This window comes from Enterovibrio gelatinilyticus (assembly GCF_028683095.1).
GTDB classification, from domain to species: Bacteria; Pseudomonadota; Gammaproteobacteria; order Enterobacterales; family Vibrionaceae; genus Enterovibrio; species Enterovibrio gelatinilyticus.
Genome location: NZ_JAJUBC010000004.1, coordinates 1 through 18,481, shown reverse-complemented (window position 1 = coordinate 18,481; position 18,481 = coordinate 1). Strand labels below are relative to the sequence as shown.

The 18,481-nt window shown below is 40.5% G+C and carries 17 protein-coding genes; all 17 read left to right on the top strand.

What is annotated here, in order from left to right; all coding sequences use genetic code 11:
- Window positions 1-4: 4 nt before the first annotated feature.
- Window positions 5-1,369: a hypothetical protein gene (locus LRP50_RS04480; RefSeq protein WP_274163299.1), complete on the top strand. Its 1,365-nt coding sequence runs from the start codon at window positions 5-7 to the stop codon at window positions 1,367-1,369.
- Between the two features lie 24 nt (window positions 1,370-1,393).
- Window positions 1,394-2,428, top strand: a complete 1,035-nt coding sequence (locus LRP50_RS04475) for a polysaccharide biosynthesis protein (RefSeq protein ID WP_274163298.1) — start codon at window positions 1,394-1,396, stop codon at window positions 2,426-2,428.
- Between the two features lie 13 nt (window positions 2,429-2,441).
- Window positions 2,442-3,548: a UDP-2-acetamido-2,6-beta-L-arabino-hexul-4-ose reductase gene (gene wbjC / locus LRP50_RS04470; RefSeq protein ID WP_274163297.1), complete on the top strand. Its 1,107-nt coding sequence runs from the start codon at window positions 2,442-2,444 to the stop codon at window positions 3,546-3,548.
- A complete protein-coding gene (gene wecB, locus LRP50_RS04465) occupies window positions 3,545-4,678 on the top strand; it encodes a non-hydrolyzing UDP-N-acetylglucosamine 2-epimerase (RefSeq protein ID WP_274163296.1) in 1,134 nt (377 codons plus the stop codon). Before wbjC ends, wecB begins: the two co-directional genes overlap by 4 nt.
- Window positions 4,679-5,884 carry a glycosyltransferase family 4 protein gene (locus tag LRP50_RS04460; protein WP_274163295.1) on the top strand — a complete coding sequence of 402 codons (1,206 nt, stop codon included), beginning with the start codon at window positions 4,679-4,681 and terminating at the stop codon, window positions 5,882-5,884.
- Between the two features lie 4 nt (window positions 5,885-5,888).
- A complete protein-coding gene (locus tag LRP50_RS04455; protein WP_274163294.1) occupies window positions 5,889-6,758 on the top strand; it encodes an NAD-dependent epimerase/dehydratase family protein in 870 nt (289 codons plus the stop codon).
- 10 nt (window positions 6,759-6,768) lie between these two features.
- Entirely contained in the window at window positions 6,769-7,335 is a 567-nt protein-coding gene (locus tag LRP50_RS04450; protein ID WP_274163293.1) for a sugar transferase, read from the top strand.
- A complete protein-coding gene (locus LRP50_RS04445; RefSeq protein WP_274163292.1) occupies window positions 7,332-9,263 on the top strand; it encodes a polysaccharide biosynthesis protein in 1,932 nt (643 codons plus the stop codon). Before LRP50_RS04450 ends, LRP50_RS04445 begins: the two co-directional genes overlap by 4 nt.
- 80 nt (window positions 9,264-9,343) lie before the next feature.
- Window positions 9,344-10,267 (top strand): glycosyltransferase family 2 protein, encoded by a 924-nt coding sequence (locus tag LRP50_RS04440; protein WP_274163291.1) that lies wholly within the window; start codon window positions 9,344-9,346, stop codon window positions 10,265-10,267.
- An 8-nt stretch (window positions 10,268-10,275) separates the two neighbouring features.
- Complete coding sequence (locus tag LRP50_RS25720; protein ID WP_420791187.1) at window positions 10,276-10,686, top strand: GtrA family protein; 411 nt, start codon at window positions 10,276-10,278, stop codon at window positions 10,684-10,686.
- Between the two features lie 35 nt (window positions 10,687-10,721).
- On the top strand, window positions 10,722-11,879 hold the full coding sequence (gene rffA / locus LRP50_RS04435; RefSeq protein WP_274163290.1) for a dTDP-4-amino-4,6-dideoxygalactose transaminase: 1,158 nt from the start codon (window positions 10,722-10,724) through the stop codon (window positions 11,877-11,879).
- A complete protein-coding gene (locus LRP50_RS04430) occupies window positions 11,866-13,773 on the top strand; it encodes a hypothetical protein (RefSeq protein WP_274163289.1) in 1,908 nt (635 codons plus the stop codon). Before rffA ends, LRP50_RS04430 begins: the two co-directional genes overlap by 14 nt.
- A gap of 2 nt (window positions 13,774-13,775) precedes the next feature.
- Window positions 13,776-14,615, top strand: coding sequence for a class I SAM-dependent methyltransferase (locus tag LRP50_RS04425; protein WP_274163288.1), 840 nt, complete (start codon window positions 13,776-13,778; stop codon window positions 14,613-14,615).
- A gap of 3 nt (window positions 14,616-14,618) precedes the next feature.
- The gene (locus tag LRP50_RS04420; protein ID WP_274163287.1) at window positions 14,619-15,509 is read left to right on the top strand and encodes a methionyl-tRNA formyltransferase; all 891 of its coding nucleotides are present in this window, start codon (window positions 14,619-14,621) and stop codon (window positions 15,507-15,509) included.
- 451 nt (window positions 15,510-15,960) lie between these two features.
- The gene (locus LRP50_RS04415; RefSeq protein WP_274163286.1) at window positions 15,961-16,704 is read left to right on the top strand and encodes a glycosyltransferase family 25 protein; all 744 of its coding nucleotides are present in this window, start codon (window positions 15,961-15,963) and stop codon (window positions 16,702-16,704) included.
- Window positions 16,705-16,783: 79 nt separating this feature from the next.
- Window positions 16,784-18,070, top strand: coding sequence for an O-antigen ligase family protein (locus tag LRP50_RS04410; RefSeq protein WP_274163285.1), 1,287 nt, complete (start codon window positions 16,784-16,786; stop codon window positions 18,068-18,070).
- 145 nt (window positions 18,071-18,215) lie between these two features.
- On the top strand, window positions 18,216-18,481 hold a 266-nt coding region (locus LRP50_RS04405; RefSeq protein WP_274163284.1), incomplete at its 3' end, for an MBL fold metallo-hydrolase.

Sequence of the window (18,481 nt, the reverse complement as noted above, 5' to 3'; positions counted from 1 at the left end):
CAACATGAAGTTAAAGAATGTAGTGCCACTCCTGCTTGTGGAAATATATTTGCTTTTTACCGTATATCTAGCCGTCGATGGGCCGGTTAATTGGAATTTCGGGAATGAAACCGAACTCTTAATTTTTATTTTCTTATATCACTGTGCATTTATAGCAGGATACATATGGAACCTTAAGAGAGAAAAAGTTAGGCCTATTGATTCGCATGCGAGAGTTGATTACTCTTTACTTGCTGGGAAATATTACTGGTTAATTGTTTTCTTTGCTTTAATTGGAAGTGTGATTTTCTTTAAAAATATAACAATGTCGGATTCATTAATACCAACAGGGTTTGTTGAAAGCATCAGGTTGGGAATATGGGATCCTGCTCAGTCAAGAAACCTGTATGCAGAGAAGTTACTATCAGGCGAGTACAAGGGAAATAAGTATCTAACTGCACTAACGATCTTTTTTGGGATATTTAAGTACTGTTTATTGCCAATTATTATATTTAGGTGGACAAGTTTGAGCTTTAAGGAGAGAACTGCAGGCATTCTTGTTGCACTGATCCCTCTACTCGCTGGGACAGCAATGAGCTTGAGTTCAATTAATTTTTCCTACTTCTTCACTATCTCTGTTTGTCTTTTTGTTATATTTATGTCTGATGAAAAAGAAGATGGCGGTTTAAAGGGACTGATGAAAAGAAAAGGCGTAATTTTGTCATTGGTTTTCATGTTCGCTTTTTCTTTTTGGCAGTTTTATGCAGTAAAGTCAGGGGCTAACCTTTATGCGGTTGTCGTTAAAGAAGAAACACCAGCAAATTTCGACTATTTAGCTGCAAATAATGTAACTTTTGAGCGAGAAGTAGGTGAGTACAAAGGTGTGGCTTATGACTTCTATGAAAAAATAGCGGTTTACATTAGTCAAGGTTACAAAGGGATGTCCATATCACTAGATGAACCTTTTGATTCGACTTATGGTGTAGGTCATTCCGTTTTTCTACAACGTGTATTCGAAGATTATCTAGGTTTTGATGTTCGAGAAAGAACATATCAACGAAAAATCACTGATAGATGGGATGAAAATGTATATTGGCACTCAGCTTACAGCTACTTTGCCAACGATGTTTCATTCTACGGTGTCACTTTTGTGATGCTTGCACTCGGTTTTTACTTCTCGAAAGTGGTGAATGCGGCACTATTTAAGGGGAATTTTGTTGCAAAATTGCTCCTTCCGTTGTTTGCACTGATGTTTTTATACCTTCCAGCTAACAATCAGGTGTTTGGTTTCTTAGAGAATATGATGTCGTTTTGGGTACTGACCTTGATGTTACTATTATTTTCTGGACGTTATGCGGCTCGCATATGTAACAAGTTTGTTCTGGGATAAATTAGATTTATAGGAATGCTGATTATGAGCTCGAACGTTTTTTTAGATAAAGTATTGTTGATCACCGGCGGGACGGGTTCGTTTGGTAATGCTGTACTGGATCGGTTTCTTGATACAGACATCAAAGAGATTCGTATTTTTTCTCGTGACGAGAAAAAACAAGATGACATGCGAAAAAAATATAATAACCCCAAACTGAAGTTCTATATCGGTGATGTAAGAGATTATAGCAGTATTTTAAATGCCTCCCGAGGTGTGGATTTCATCTACCACGCAGCAGCGCTTAAGCAGGTGCCTTCTTGCGAATTCCATCCAATGGAAGCAGTTAAAACCAATGTCATAGGCACAGAGAACGTGCTTGAGGCTGCGATTGCCAATGAAGTCTCTCGTGTAGTTTGCTTGAGCACTGACAAAGCCGTATATCCGATCAACGCTATGGGAATCTCCAAAGCGATGATGGAAAAAGTGATGGTGGCTAAGTCTCGTAATGTTGATGAAAGCAAAACGATGATTTGCGGGACGCGCTATGGAAATGTGATGGCTTCACGCGGTTCAGTGATCCCTCTATTTGTTGATTTCATAAACGAAGGTAAGGCTCTGACTCTTACAGATCCTAATATGACACGCTTCATGATGACACTGGGTGATGCCGTTGATTTGGTTCTGTATGCGTTTGAGAACGGCAAGAATGGGGACATTTTTGTGCAGAAGGCGCCAGCAGCGACTATTGAAGTATTAGCGACAGCACTCAAAGAGTTGTTAGGAGTGCCAGAGCATCCTGTTAACACCATCGGTACGCGACACGGTGAAAAGCTCTACGAAGCGCTTTTGAGCAGAGAAGAAATGGTATCTGCTATTGACCATGGCGACTATTTCCAAGTGCCCCCGGATTTGCGTGACTTGAACTACGGCAAATTCGTAGAAGATGGTGACCCACGCATCACTGAGTTGGAAGACTATAACTCTCACAACACTGAAAGGCTTGATGTGGAAGGTATGAAAACCCTCCTGTTGAAGCTGGACTTTATCCAGAAGCTTGTGTCGAAAAACAACGATTGATAGGACGCGTTCCATGAAAATATTGGTGACAGGTGCCAAAGGGTTCATTGGGAAAAATCTTACGTTTTTCTTAACTGAGCAGGGTTTTAGCGATCTTATCTGTATTGATCGAGACAGTTCGAGCAGTGACTTGGCGGACGCGTTGTTAGAAGCTGACTTTGTATTTCATTTAGCTGGCGTCAACAGACCGAAAGATGATCGTGAGTTTAAAGAAGGTAACACTGATCTTACTCAGAAAATCATCGATGTCTTGCAGTCTGCAGGTAAGAAAACACCTCTTCTAATTACTTCTTCTATACATGCCGAAGGCTCAACAGCGTATGGACGGAGCAAAGCGGGCGCAGAAGAAGCTGTTCTAGCCTATGGTCGCGATACCGGAGCAGATGTATTCGTCTATCGTTTGCCGAATGTGTTTGGCAAATGGTGCCGGCCTAATTACAACTCGGCTGTCGCCACGTTTTGTCACAATGTGGCAAATGATTTACCCCTGACAATCAATGATGAATCAGCGAAAGTCAGCTTGGTATACATTGACGATGTTTGTGATAGCTTCTGTCGACATTTGTCAGGGACGTTGACGTCGGGTATTCAAACAGTTGAAACTGTTTATCCTACGACAGTCGGTGAAATTGCGGGTCTCCTTTACAAGTTTAAAGAAAGCCGAGATAGCCTCATCGTTGAAAATGTCGGTGTTGGCTTAGAAAGAGCGTTGTATTCAACCTACATCAGCTATTTCAAACCATCACAATTCACTTATACCGTCCCATCTTACCAAGATCCTCGCGGTACATTTTGTGAACTCTTGAAAACGAAAGAAGCTGGTCAAGTGTCTTTCTTTACAGCGCATCCTGGAATCACTCGGGGTGGGCATTACCACCATACGAAAAACGAAAAATTTCTCGTAATCAAAGGACAAGCCAATTTCAAGTTTCAACAGATTGAATCGGGTGAGTTCTATGAAGAAATCGTAAGTGGAGATGATTTCAGAGTCGTAGAAACTGTTCCTGGCTGGACTCACGATGTCACAAATATTGGTGAAGATGAACTCATCGTTATGCTTTGGGCTAACGAAGTATTTGATAGAGAAAAACCTGATACGTTTGCAAGGGTAATTGAATGAAAAAATTAAAAGTCATGTCGGTAGTGGGTACTAGACCAGAAATTATCAGACTATCGCGCGTTCTTGCTAAGCTGGATGATCACTGCGAACACGTATTGGTACATACTGGTCAGAATTACGACTACGAATTGAATCAAGTCTTTTTTAACGATCTTGGTGTAAGAAAGCCTGATTACTTCTTGGATGCTGCGGGTAGTAGCGCGGCTGAAACTATCGGGCAAGTTATCATCAAAGTCGATCAAGCGCTTGCTGAAGTTCAGCCAGATGCGATGTTAGTTCTTGGAGATACAAATTCTTGTATTTCTGCACTGCCAGCAAAACGACGCAAAGTGCCTATTTTCCACATGGAAGCTGGTAATCGTTGTTTTGACCAGCGAGTACCAGAGGAAACAAATCGCAAAATTGTGGACCATATTTCAGATATCAACCTGACCTACAGCACAATCGCGAGAGACTACCTATTGGCCGAGGGCATTAGTCCTGACCGAGTCGTAAAAACGGGCAGTCCTATGTACGAAGTACTCAATCACTATATGGATAACATCGATGCTTCCGATGTTCTATCAAGGTTGGGTCTTGAAGCAAACAAGTTCTTTGTCGTAAGTGCTCACCGTGAAGAAAACGTTGATTCACCGAAACAACTTGAAAAGCTAGCTTGTATTCTTAATACGGTCGCCGAGAAATACGGTTATCCGGTTATCGTATCAACGCACCCTAGAACGCGTGCTCGTATTGAACAGCAAGGAATTACTTTCCATGAAAATGTTCAACTACTTAAGCCTCTGGGCTTCCATGACTACAACCACCTTCAGAAGAATGCTAAAGCAGCGCTGTCTGATAGCGGCACGATCACTGAAGAATCGTCTATCATGAACTTCCCAGCACTAAATCTGCGAGAAGCACACGAGCGCCCAGAAGGCTTCGAAGAAGCTTCAGTCATGATGGTTGGTTTAGAAGTCGAGCGTGTACTTCAAGCGTTAGCGATTTTGGAAACTCAGCCACGTGGCGAAACCCGTTTGTTACGAGAAGTGTCAGATTACACAATGCCAAATGTGTCGGACAAAGTGGTACGAATCATTCATTCGTATACGGACTACGTAAAGCGTGTTGTTTGGAAACAATATAACTAAATGAAAATACTCGTCGTATCACAATACTTTTGGCCCGAGAATTTTAGGATCAACGACCTGGTCTGCGCCCTACATGAGCAAGGCCACGAAGTAACAGTCTTAACGGGCAAACCAAACTATCCTGATGGAGTCTTCTTTTCGGAATATGTAGAAGCACCGCATAATTTTTCGAACTTCCAAGGTATTGAGGTCTTACGTGTACCGATGCTTCCCCGTAAAACGGGGAGTATCAACTTGCTTCTAAATTACGTTTCTTTCGCTGTTTCAGCAACATTCAATGGGGTGAGGAAATTCAAAGATAAGCAATTTGATGTAATTCTTGCATGTCAATTGAGTCCTGTGACATCAGTGTTACCAGCCATAGCGATAAAGAAAAACAAAAAAATCCCACTAGCTATGTGGTCACTAGATTTATGGCCTGAATCGTTACAAGCGGTAGGAATCGTAAAATCCGAGAAAGCAATAAACCTCATTGGTAAGTTAGTATCGTATATATATGGCAACTGCGATTTGATTCTCGCGCAGTCGGAAGCCTATTTATCGGCAATACGACAACGTGATAAATCTGACACTCCAACATTGATTTTCCCAAATTGGGCAGAAGACCTATTTTCGATCGAGCGTTCACCATCCGATTCGGGAGTTGTTAATATACTCTTTGCTGGCAACATCGGCGATGCACAAGACTTTGATGCTATCGTCGAATGTGCAAAGCTTGTTAAGCAAGAGCAACTAAATGTTGTCTTTAGCATTGTGGGAGACGGAAGGCGACGCTTGCAGTTGGAAGAGGAAATTGCTCGTTTTGCTCTGGAAGACATAATCGTATTACTTGGACAGCACCCTTTGGAAGCGATGCCGAACTTCTACAGTAAAGCAGATGCTGCACTTGTAACACTTAAAAGTGATGATATCTTTTCTCGTACCGTTCCAGGCAAAGTACAATCCTATATGCTGGCATCGTTACCTGTTTTGGGGATGATAGACGGAGCTGCGTCCCAATTGATCAAAGATGCACATTGCGGGTTAACCTGCGACTCAGGTAAATTCAATCTCTTATTTGAAAATATTGTTAAATTTCTTTCTCTTAGCGATGCTGAAAGAGCACAACTAGGTAAGAATGGCTATGAGTACGCTTCAACTCAGTTCAACAAACAGCACCTTGTATCCAGATTAGAAAAATCGTTAGAGGCATTAATAGAGGTGTAAGACAATGTCGATACTAGTAACAGGAGCGACAGGCTTTATTGGCAAACATATATTAGACCAACACCATGTGAAGCGTATTGTGGTCAGAACGCATCAGCCTAATATTGAACATGCCGAGCAGTATGTTGTGAATGATATTTGTCAATGCCCTGATGATCCTGAGCTCTTTGAAGGGTGCGATACAGTCATTTATCTAGCGGGAATCGCACATGAAGCGTTGTCTGAGGTCGATGATGTTAGAGTCAACGACGTCAATAATTTGGCTGTCATATCATTTGCAAAACGAGCGGCTAAATATGGGATTAAGCGATTCATTTTCCTTAGCTCTACAATCGTCCATGGTATGGCGTCTACAAAAGACGTGGTTTCCGAGTTAACACCTACGAATCCAAAAGATACAGCATCAAACGCTAAATTTCTCTGCGAGCAAAGTCTACTTAAACTGAATGACACTCAAGACATTGAAATCGTGATTGTACGCTCCCCCTTAGTTTACGGAGAAGGTGTGAAAGGTAATCTTAAAATACTCATGAAACTAGTACAAAAAGCTCATTTTCTGCCATTTGGATGTGCTAATAATAGTAGGCACTACATATCTGTTGAGAGTTTGACGAAAGCGCTTACTAACATAGCTACAATAGAAAAGTTAGAAGAGAACATCTACTTAGTAGCAGATGACAATTCATTATCTACTAAGGAACTGATAAATTGGATGGCAAAAAGGCAGAATAAGTCAATAGTTCAGTTGCCTATTCCTAAAGCTCTATTCAAATTAATCGCTAAGTTATCTAGAAAACAGAAAATGTATGAGCAAATATTTGGTGACTTTGTTGTAAGTACGGCCAGATATAAACAATTATCACAAAATAAATAAGAAGAATTATATGATTCGTTTTTTCGACTTTTTACTTGCAGTGACCGGGTTGATTTTCACGCTACCTATTCTTCTAGTTGTAACTATAATCGGCTATTTTGATAACGGCTCTCCAATTTTCATCCAAACGCGTGTGGGAAAAGGTAAGAAGCCTTTTAATTTGATAAAGTTTCGAACTATGAAGGTTGAAACAGAGTCAGTAGCAAGTCATCTTGCAAATGAACAATCAATTACAAAAATGGGTAAAGTGCTCAGAAAAACAAAGATTGATGAATTGCCACAACTTATAAATGTTGTTAAAGGTGAAATGAGCTTGGTTGGGCCTAGGCCAAATCTTTTTAATCAAGAAGAACTCATAGAGGCAAGAACAAAACAAGGTGTTTATGATGTTCTTCCCGGAATTACAGGGCTTGCTCAGGTTAGCAATATTGATATGTCGACTCCGGAATTACTCGCAATAACGGATCGAGATATGCTAAATACACTGACCTTAAAAAGCTATTTTAAATATATTTTACTCACAGTAAAAGGTAATGGTAGCGGTGATGCAGTAAAGAACAAAGAAGGTAACCGATGATTCACTTCGAACAGATATGGAGTATATCACGCTCTAAAAAATTAGTACTTAGTGTAGCATTTGACGTGTTTTTTGTTATTTTTGCGTTCTACGCTGCTTACTGGACTCGTATTGGCCACATTGAAATGGCTTATGATCGTCTCGATCAGTATGTTTTGTTGGGTACGATATTAACGACAATCTTTTGCTTTTTCCAACTTGGCTTATATAGAGCCATCCTTAGATATCTGACATTTCATGCGCTTGCAGTCGTTGCCACTGGTACGCTTTTCTCAACGCTCTCAATAGCGTTGCTTTCATATTACTTTGGAGCGGCTGTGCCTCGTTCAGTGCCCCTTATTTATGGCGCGTACCTTTGCATACTATGTGGCGGAACTAGATTAGTAGCTCGTGTGCTGGTCTCGCAGTTATCTAGTAAGGGTGGCCATAGGGTGTTGATCTATGGAGCGGGTAGTAGTGGACGACAACTTGCTCTAGCATTAAGGTCATCTGAGTCCTCGAGAGTAATTGGATTTATAGATGAAGATAAAGCACTTATAAATAAAGTAATACTGGGTTTAAAAGTCAATAGTCCTGAAAGAATAGCCAAGTTAATAGAAAGGTATCGTATCTCTCAGGTAATGCTAGCACTCCCTAGCGAAACCCGGTCACGTCGAAAGGAAATTATCGATTCATTGGTAGATCTACCTGTAGAAGTGTTAACGATACCTTCAATTGAAGACATCATGACGGGTAAAGCTCAGATCGATGAAGTGAAAGATGTCGAAATCGAAGACCTCTTGGGGCGAGACCCCGTTCCGCCAAAAAATTGCCTGATGGAAGCAAATATCAAGAACAAAGTAGTGATGGTAACAGGTGCGGGTGGTTCCATCGGGGCAGAACTTTGTCGTCAAATATTAAAAGCCAAGCCAGCGTCACTAGTACTATTTGAGCTGTCAGAATTTGCTTTATATAGCTTGGAGAAAGAACTAAATCAACTTATTACTGAATCAGATAGTAAAACAACTCTTATTCCTTTGTTGGGGTCGGTTCAGAGGCAAAATCGCCTTTTCAATATTATGAAATCGTTCTCGGTGCAGACTGTTTATCATGCTGCTGCGTATAAGCACGTCCCATTGGTTGAGTTCAATGTCGTTGAAGGTGTAAGGAACAATGTATTTGGAACTTACGTTACAGCGAAAGCAGCAATAGATGCTGGCGTAGAGTCATTTGTTCTAATTTCGACAGACAAAGCTGTAAGGCCAACTAATGTTATGGGTGCAACAAAACGCATGGCAGAACTTGGTTTGCAAGCGTTAGCGGAAATTGAAAAAGAAAAAGACACCGGAACGCGTTTTTGTATGGTTCGTTTTGGAAATGTACTTGGCTCATCGGGCTCCGTGATTCCTCTATTCAAGAAGCAGATCAACCAGGGTGGACCAATAACCGTAACTCATCCAGATATCATACGTTATTTCATGACGATACCCGAAGCCGCGCAACTTGTTGTACAAGCCGGTGCAATGGGTAATGGAGGTGATGTTTTCGTACTGGATATGGGCGAGCCTGTGAAGATTGTTGATCTTGCAGCAAACCTAGTGAACTTGTCAGGTTTGGAAGTTAAGAATGAAAGCAACCCAAATGGAGATATAGAGATTAGTTTTTCTGGTCTCCGACCTGGAGAGAAATTGTATGAAGAACTGCTCATTGGAGATGACGTTTCTAGAACAGAGCATGAGCGCATAATGACAGCGAATGAAAGGTTTTTAACCCTCGGAGAATACGCTGATATATTGTCTCGACTTGATGATGCATGCCACAAATTTAACCATGAAGAAATCCGACGACTTCTTATAGAAGCACCGATAGATTTCAATCCAACGAATGGAATTGAAGATCTCGTTTGGAACAAAGCAAAAAAAGAAGCAGATAAGTTAGTACGAGCTTAGAAAACTATAAGTTCATAGATTTGACTTTTTAAAGTTCGAACTTTAACGGATGATTCACTTAAATTGTAGGTGTGAAAATCATGGAACCACATATTTCCGTTGTAGTACCAGTGTACAAAGCGAAAAACTGCATAGATGAGCTTTACAATAGACTGGTGTCATCACTAGAGATTATAACAAAAAATTTCGAAATCATACTTGTCGAAGACTGTGGTAATGATGGGTCTTGGGAAAAAATAGAAACACTTTCAAGTAGAGATCCAAGGGTGCTTGGAATGCAATTTAGTAGAAACTTCGGGCAACATTATGGAATTACTGCTGGATTGGATCATGCTAAAGGTGACTGGGTGGTGGTTATGGATTGTGACCTACAAGACAGACCAGAAGAGATACCTAGACTTTATAGCAAAGCACAAGAAGGTTTCGATATTGTGCTTGCATTGAGAGGGCGTCGTCAAGATCCACCGTTAAAGCGTATTACTTCTAAGTTATTTTACAAGCTGTTTAGTTATCTGGCTGATATGAAATTTGATGGTGACAGCGGTAACTTTCGTATAATGTCGCGTCAAGTAGTTGTTAGTTTTCTGCAGATGAGAGAAAAACTTCGATTCTTTGGCGCACTTATTTCCTGGATGGGATTTAAAACAACCTCGATCCAAGCTGAGCATTCAACAAGATATGATGGTGATTCAAGTTATACATATCGAGCTTTGTTTAAATTGGCAACTGAAACAATTATTGCATATTCAGACAAACCACTAAGGTTATCGATCAAGTTTGGCTTTTTGATGTCATTTCTTTCCCTGCTCTATGGTTCCTACATTCTCTTGTACTCGTGGGTGAATGGTGTGACCGTTGAAGGTTGGACAAGCCTTATCGTTTCATTGTATTTCATTGGTGGTATTGTCATATTTAATTTGGGGATACTAGGCGTGTATGTAGGCAAGTCATTTGATGAAAACAAGAAAAGGCCTCTATATATAATTAGAAAAATGACGCGATAAAAATAAAAATGAAAGCTAGTTCAATCTTAAGTTCATGTTTGCCAAGTCGTCAGTTTTTAAAATTCGCTGTTGTTGGTATTTCTAGCAATGCATTGATTTTTGTTTTGTATGTTTCCATAGTGCATTTTGGTGGGACGCCAAAGATTACCATGACCATACTTTATGTTTTATCAGTGGTGTTCAGTTTTCTTGCAAATGCAGCATGGACCTTTGAGTATGAAAATAATAAAAAGAGTGCATTGCCGAGATATATAGTCTCCCATATGATTGGGTATGGTGTTAACTTCATGCTCCTATCGATATTTGTGGATCTACTACATTATGATCATCGTTATATACAAGCAGTATCAATAGTTTTAGTTGCATTGATATTGTTTCTATTAAATAAATACTTTGTTTTCACATCCAAGCGAGTTTGATGTGGTTAGGAAAGCAATAAACGGAATTATGAAAAATGACATCCTCTATTAAAAAGATTCCATTTAATATCCCTTTTATGACAGGGCGTGAGCTAGATTATATTGTCGAATCAAAAGAGTTGGGACAATTAGCAGGGGATGGAACTTTCACAAAAAAGTGTCATTCTTGGTTGGAATCTTATAGCCAATGTACAAAAGCCCTCCTTACACATTCCTGCACCGCCGCGCTAGAAATGTCTGCCATTCTTCTGAACCTAGAGGCTGGTGATGAAGTCATCATGCCCTCTTACACATTTGTTTCTACAGCTAATGCGTTTGTACTACGTGGAGCGGTACCCGTATTTGTTGATATTCGACCAGATACACTCAACATTGATGAAAAACTTATAGAAAACGCCATTACTTCCAAAACGAAGGCTATTGTAGTGGTCCATTACGCAGGTGTAGGCTGTGAAATGAACATAATCATGGATATAGCAAAAAAACATGATCTAAACGTTGTAGAAGATGCAGCGCAGGGAGTGCTTTCGAAATATGAGGGTAAGCCTTTGGGCAGCTTTGGTGATCTCGCAGCTTTTAGTTTTCATGAAACGAAGAACATCATTTCTGGCGAAGGCGGGGCTTTGATAGTTAATAAGCCGGATTTAGTGCTTAGGGCAGAAATTATCCGTGAAAAGGGTACCGACAGGAGTAGTTTTTTCCGTAACGAGGTTGATAAATATACTTGGCAGGACAAAGGGTCTTCATTTCTACCAGGAGAGATTATCGCCGCCTTCCTTATGGCTCAGTTGGAAGATGCATACGAGATAACCCGTCAACGTATGGACATATGGGATAGGTATCACGCCTTGATTGAGCCGATGGAGAAGCAGCGTTTACTCTCCAGACCGCATGTACCAAAGAATTGTGAACACAATGCGCATATGTATTATATCTTGTTGCCACAAAACGTTTGCAGGCAGAATGTACTCAGTAGTTTGAAAGACCAAGGCATTGGGGTGGTCTTCCATTATATTCCTCTTCACTCTTCACCAGCTGGCATAAAATATGGCCGAAGTAATGGAGAGCTCTGTAATACTGATATGTTATCTGAGCGTCTTGTTAGATTACCATTGTGGATAGGAATGACAGACATTCAGCAAAAATTCATCGTAGATGCTCTAGAGAAGGCAATACTGAATGAACTTAGCTAGTTTTGAACGATTGAGAGCAAAGAATGCTATGCCAGCAGCGTTTGTAAATCAAATGAATGTAGAGAGGATTATAACGCTCTCATTTATAATGTTTTCTGGCTTTACACTGTTATATAGTTATCTGGTTTTTCAACAGTTTAGCTTCATTGAAATACTAGCAACAGTGTCACTTTACTGTTCCTTTGCTTTTATCTGTTTCAAAGGCTTAGGTTTGAAGGTTAAGCTTTCAGGATTGACGGGTGTTGATGTTGTTTGTGCTTTAATTACTGTATTTATCTTGGTCATTTTGATGACAATTCCATTAGGGATTCATCATGCTGACTACTTTCGAACTTTTCCACTTGTTGAAGCGGAGCAAGGCGTAGGTACTGTGCTTCGGGGGTGGTATGACGATACCGTTTTTCATACTGCCATTATTCAAAGTATATTAAATAGTGGGTATCCAAGTATAGGGCAGCATGGCATGCCGTTGATGGTCTACCATGTCATTAGTCATTACTTCGATGCATTGATATTGAAAATCACTGCATTTGAGCCTTTTGATTCGTATGGTTTTTTTGCAGTGCTTAAACGATTTCTTCTTTTGTCTGCGCTTTCGTTTTTGGTTGCAAAAATTTCGATCAGGAAGTCACCCGCATATCTATTCGGTATTGTTTTATTCATTCCTCTTAGTATAGATATGTGGCTACCGGTTATTTCCCATGGTTTATGGTTGCCAACAGTGATATTTATAATCACACTTCCATATGTTTTTGGGGTGACTTTTGATAAAAGTGAAAACTCACTATTAGATTTCATTGGATTGTTTTTTGTCGCCTTACTGATCTCATTTGGTAAAGTATCTTTCGGCTTTTTGTATGCGGCATTTATAGGTTTTGTGCTGTTAGTTAAACAACCAAAATGCTGGTTAGTTTATGTGCTTGGTATTGCTTGGATCGTGTTTTTTCTTGTTTACTCGGTGAACATGCCAATACAAAGCTCGATGGACCATGGCCTAAGCATTGATAACCTCACCTTATCTGCTGTTATCAACTACTTCACAAACAGCCATTGGGCCGCTTATGGCGTGATATTTTTAATTCTGCCAGCTCTGTTTTGCTTCCGAAAACTACCACGAGAGTCCAAGTATTACCTTTTTTCGGGTGCGATTATATCTGTTATCACCCTGGTAATTAGCATCGCTACGTCTTTGGGGCCAGCAGATAAGGTATACTTTCAATTAGCAATGTATACAATTTTGTTGTCGTTTGGGTTTGTTCTTATTAGTTATAAAGCCGCATTACACACTACTAAAAGCGTTGTGAAATTAGGTGGTATTAATTTACTTCCGGTCTTTTTTATATGCGTAACCATTTTTTACTTATCTATGAATAAAGACACATTGTTTGACCGAATGCTGAGTAGAAATGCTGAACCTTTTCGAGTCATGAACAATTCACTGCTTCAAATCAACCAATCATTAACTTCGGCACTGATGAACGTTGATAATCGAGGTTGGTTTATATCGTCTTCTGGTGGTTTGAGCCAATTTAGAGAGCGCATCAATGAAGCACTGGAAGAGCAGGGTGCAGTGAAAGCTGAAAGCCGTCTTTTCTTATCAAAGGAAGTTTACAGTCAACTGCCACATGATTATGGCGACAAATGGGCTGCGGGCATGTTCCTGTATTCACTGACTGGTGTCCCTATGTTAAATGCTATTAAAGACGAGCCAGTAAGAGGGTATGGGATTTTTCAATATGATACTGAAGCGAAGCGAAAATCGAAGTCGGATTTCTCCATAGTAGAGGCCTGCGATTCAAACGATATAAACTTGATTATTACCGTAGAGAGCTACTCACCACTCGAGGTATTACCTTACCGTTGTGATAGTTATCGATTGAATCGAGGAGAATAAAAGTGATTGATATTAATGAAATTAGTCGTGATATTGAATTGGGCGCTGAAGGTATTTACTTCAGCCAAGAGACGGAAAAAGTATCATTTCCAGATGATGGGCATCATAGCTATGCCAAGATAGAAGAAACTTCATTTTGGTTTAAACATAGGAATGAATGCATCGTTTCAGCAATTCAAAAGTATCCGCCGAATCACCAAGGTACCATTTTCGATGTGGGTGGCGGAAACGGTTTTGTGTCTTTGGCGCTCAAAAATTCTGGCTTTGACGTTGCTCTTATCGAACCAGGTATAGAGGGTGCTGTCGTCGCTAAACGAAGAGGTATAGACACAGTTATTTGTGCTACTACTGATTCAGCAAAGATTTTACCTAATAGTCTGCCTGCTATAGGGTTATTCGATGTTATTGAACATGTTGAAGATGATCATGGTTTTCTCACATCTATCAATTTACTTCTACAAACAGAAGGAAGCCTTTATATCACAGTACCTGCGTGGGATTTATTATGGTCTCATGAGGACGTTATAGCTGGACATTATAGACGTTATTCGTTGCGACAGATTGAGAAGAAAGTAACTGAAGCGGGTTTTTACATTGAGTATTCAACATATTTCTTTCGTCCTTTGCCATTACCTATTTTTGCTTTCCGTTCACTGCCATATAAAGTAGGTATGAAATCCTCACTCTCGAAACCAAATCCTAAAGCAGATCATGAGGTGAAAGAAGGCTTGTCTAGTCAAATCATTAATAGCGTACTTTCGCCTGAAGTGAGTAACATCAAGAATGGTATAAAAATGATGTTTGGGGCTAGTTGTTTGCTGGTTGCAAAAAAGAAAAACTAGAAAATGATAGAAAACAAATCAAGTATTACATTATTTTGTATGACCGAAAAAGGTTTCGCTGTGCTGCGTCACCTTGCAGCAACACATGCGGGTTGTATTGATCAAGTAATCGGCAGTCGAGATTTAAATGTTAAAAATGATTTTTATGTTGAAATACAAGAGCTTTGTTCCGACTTTGGAATAAATTTTGTCGACAAGTCTGAAAACGTTAAAGTCACTAGTAAATACAGCTTTGCAATTGGCTGGCGCTGGCTGATTAACAATGAAAATTCGAGCCTTGTGGTTTTTCATGATTCGCTTCTTCCTAAATACCGTGGTTTCGCACCCGTCGTTTCAGCATTGCTTAACGGTGACAGTAGCATTGGGGTAACTGCCCTTCACGCTTCCGAAGAATATGATAGAGGCGATATAATTGGACAAGACTCTTTGTGTATTTCTTATCCGATAAAAATCCAAGCTGTGATCACGGCGCTCTCAGACTTGTATGCATCGCTCGCTTTAACGTTGGTTGAAAAGATTATCAACGATCGTGACATTCCATCCATTAAACAAGACGAAAGTTTAGCGACATATAGCCTCTGGCGAGATGAAGATGACTATGCCGTTAACTGGGACCAAGACTCAGATTATATTTGCCGATTTATTGATGCTGTCAGCTACCCATATAGTGGTGCTTCAACGATTCTAAATGGTCAGCTTTATCGGATTTTAGATGCAGAATTGGTTGATGACGTAGTCGTGGAAAATCGAGTTCCTGGCAAAGTCATTTTTAAGCGAGGATGTAGGCCTGTTGTGGTATGTGGCAAAGGTTTGGTGCAAATTAACGAACTCATTTCTGAAGAAACAGGTACTGATGCACTTTCAAATCTTGCTTTTAGATCGCGTTTTCGTTAGCAGCAACGCATAGCTATTATTGAGGTTAACTTTAAACAGAGAATTGATGTCTTGTTCGTTGATTCCATGTCAATGTGTTCAATTCCGTATTAATAAGACAACTCTTAATCATCGTCATCCAACAAACTAAACTCTCGATGAACAAACAAGTTGAGGTGACTAAAGTATACATTGATGTTTAATTGAAGTGTGACACACAGGTATTATCAATGCGTTACTTGACTTCAGTTTGCTGTCGCGTACTGAGGCCTAGATTGACAAAACGCAGTCATGCTGTTAACGCCAGAGTTACAACTCGTTACCCTTGCAAACTTTCACCACGATATTTTCTTCATCTACTCCTTTCTTAGCGCATTCGTATCGTCGACCAAATCTAGTAAAACTCACTCGAACCCCTTATTGATTTGATGTAGTATCAAGAAATCAATGTAAACGTAAATGCCATTAGAAAGTGATAAAAGTGCCCAGTGTCTATGTGATTAGTCTACCAAGATGTACTGACCGCCGCGAAAAAGTGGCAAAGGAAATGGCAGAGAAAAGTATTGAGTTCGCCTTTTTTGACGGAATTGATGGTCATGCCGCCACACCAGTGTTGGCTGAAGATTATGACTATCCCAAGAGGTTGTGGTTAACCAGCGGCAAAATGCCGTCTAGAGGTGAACTTGGTTGTTACGCCAGCCACTATCTGATGTGGCTAAAGTGTATTGAGTTAAATCGACCAATTATAGTCTGTGAAGACGATATTGAACTTCATGAAAACGCGCTGGAAATTGCCAATTTTGCGCTCAACAAGGTGCAAGAGTTGGGGTTTATTCGCCTTCAAAGCATCAATGAAGGCGGTGATTTCACAAAGATTTCTGAGGTGGCGGACTTCCAGATTAACTTGATGAAGGATAACTACGGAGGGTTGTGCGCTTATGCGATCTCTCCCTCTGCGGCGGCGAAGTTGGTTAAGCATCGTTGGTGTTTACCTGTGGACTGTTTTGTCGGCGCGAACTTTATTCACGGTCAATATTCCTATCAGCTAACCCCGAATTTTATGGCACAACATGTAGGTAATGAGTCAACTATACAGCATAAGGATAGTTTCAAAACGCCTATATACAGAAAGCTTTCGAGAGAATTGTATACAGCTTATAAGAAAATTATGCTTTCAGTCATGTACAGAAAAAAGCTCCAGGATATGAGCAAGTAGTGACTAGTATAAAACCTCATTGGACGAGCGATAGTTTTACTCCGAGCCTTCTGGCATTTATTGATATTCGTAGTTTAGAATGATGATCCCCAATTCAAGTAAACCGTCTCTTGCTCAGGTCAAAAGACTTTTAGAAACCCTGTTTCTTATAACTCCTCTTGCTGTCATGTTGGTTTCGATATTTAATTTTGTCGATACCAAATGGCTACTTTCGCGACTCATTCCTTTGGTATGTGTCTATTGCCTCGTTTTTTATCGTAATGATATTAAAACGAATTGGCAAAAGTCTCCAATTATACCGCTGCTAGTTACCAGTATGTTGGCGTTTGTGTATTTTACGTTGGCACATATCCTGCGGGGCGACCAATTTGGGTATTCTCGGACACTATTGGCGTGTTTAGCCTATTTGTCGCTGGTTCCTTGGTCTCGTATGTCACCAAGTATTATGAAATGGCTTCTACTTATCGCCGCAATCGTTTGTGGTCTGAATGCTGGGTATGAGTATTACATGATGGGAGTGCCAAGGGTCGGTATTGCGACGAATCCAATCCCTTATGCGCTCTATTGTGCGATGTTAGCGCTAGTCTGTCTCAACTTCATTCTTTCTGAGAGACAATGGGTCATAAGATGTCTAGCTGCGTTGGGCTTAGCTACAACATTGGCTGCTCTAATTCTAACCGATGTTCGTGGTGTTTTACTCTTCTTTCCACTGGTCGCTCTATATCTAACGTTACGTGTTTTGGCGATATCATCTCGTCACTGTCTCTTTTCTGCACTTGTGATTCTTGTTTCGGTCACGAGTGCTTACTTGGTTTTTCAAAACAAGATTGACCTTCGAATACAGCAAACCGCGATAGAGATTCAGGATGTAGCAAGCGGCCACTACGGCACATCTACAGGTATCAGGCTCAACTTGTGGCAGGAAGGATTGTCGATAACTAAACGCCATCTGTTCTTTGGTGTCGGTGACAGTGAACTTCGTTCTAGTATTAGAAAAATGGAAAACCCCGGAGCTGCGGTTCAGCCGCACTTGCATAACCAGTATATTGATACACTTTCGCGCTATGGTGTCTTTGGTTTGGCTATTTTGCTCATCTGGTTGATTTCGCCTTTATTAGTTATAAAATCAAAAAGTAGAGTGGGGATGAGGCTAGATCCATTAATTAGCAGTATTGTATTGATGATAGCTTTAGCAAGCCTGACGGATGTGCCATTTCACCACACGCATGTTGTGTATCTTTTCACATTATTGTCTGGTGTGTTACTGATAATGCGGCTACCTTCTTCCTGCATGGATAGTTCGGATAGTTCGGATAGTTCGGATAGTTCGGATAGTTCGGATAGACTGTCGGAAATAAAAAATTAGGCTCAACTGTGAAGCCTCTCGCTTAAACATAGAAAGCGAGCTGCTTAGCTCAAGAAAAATGCATCCCCTTTCTGAAATCATACCAGTAAGGGGATTTTTTTTGTAAAAAGTTGGCATGATAGAGACGCGCTTTAAGGAGCCTATCATGCGAACTACCGACCGAAACACGAACCCAAACACCTTCCACATCACCCACCATGGCGCAAAAACTGGCGTCACTGGCTCATGCCACCAACTCGACACCCATAACGGTAAACTGCTCATTGATTGCGGTTTATTTCAGGGCGATGAAACCAAACCGCTCAACGTCGATTTTCCTGTTAAAGATATCGATGCGTTACTTGTCACCCACACCCATATCGACCACATTGGCAGAATACCTTGGCTACTAGCGGCAGGTTTTCGCGCACC

Excerpts from the sequence above, each read along its gene's own strand:
- LRP50_RS04440 (WP_274163291.1), top strand. The coding sequence starts at position 9,344 with ATGGAACCACATATTTCCGTTGTAGTACCAGTGTACAAAGCGAAAAAC.
- LRP50_RS04475 (WP_274163298.1), top strand. The coding sequence starts at position 1,394 with ATGAGCTCGAACGTTTTTTTAGATAAAGTATTGTTGATCACCGGCGGG.
- wecB (WP_274163296.1), top strand. The coding sequence starts at position 3,545 with ATGAAAAAATTAAAAGTCATGTCGGTAGTGGGTACTAGACCAGAAATT.
- LRP50_RS25720 (WP_420791187.1), top strand. The coding sequence starts at position 10,276 with ATGAAAGCTAGTTCAATCTTAAGTTCATGTTTGCCAAGTCGTCAGTTT.
- LRP50_RS04430 (WP_274163289.1), top strand. The coding sequence starts at position 11,866 with ATGAACTTAGCTAGTTTTGAACGATTGAGAGCAAAGAATGCTATGCCA.
- rffA (WP_274163290.1), top strand. The coding sequence starts at position 10,722 with ATGACATCCTCTATTAAAAAGATTCCATTTAATATCCCTTTTATGACA.
- wbjC (WP_274163297.1), top strand. The coding sequence starts at position 2,442 with ATGAAAATATTGGTGACAGGTGCCAAAGGGTTCATTGGGAAAAATCTT.
- LRP50_RS04460 (WP_274163295.1), top strand. The coding sequence starts at position 4,679 with ATGAAAATACTCGTCGTATCACAATACTTTTGGCCCGAGAATTTTAGG.
- LRP50_RS04445 (WP_274163292.1), top strand. The coding sequence starts at position 7,332 with ATGATTCACTTCGAACAGATATGGAGTATATCACGCTCTAAAAAATTA.
- LRP50_RS04450 (WP_274163293.1), top strand. The coding sequence starts at position 6,769 with ATGATTCGTTTTTTCGACTTTTTACTTGCAGTGACCGGGTTGATTTTC.
- LRP50_RS04455 (WP_274163294.1), top strand. The coding sequence starts at position 5,889 with ATGTCGATACTAGTAACAGGAGCGACAGGCTTTATTGGCAAACATATA.
- LRP50_RS04410 (WP_274163285.1), top strand. The coding sequence starts at position 16,784 with ATGATGATCCCCAATTCAAGTAAACCGTCTCTTGCTCAGGTCAAAAGA.
- LRP50_RS04480 (WP_274163299.1), top strand. The coding sequence starts at position 5 with ATGAAGTTAAAGAATGTAGTGCCACTCCTGCTTGTGGAAATATATTTG.
- LRP50_RS04420 (WP_274163287.1), top strand. The coding sequence starts at position 14,619 with ATGATAGAAAACAAATCAAGTATTACATTATTTTGTATGACCGAAAAA.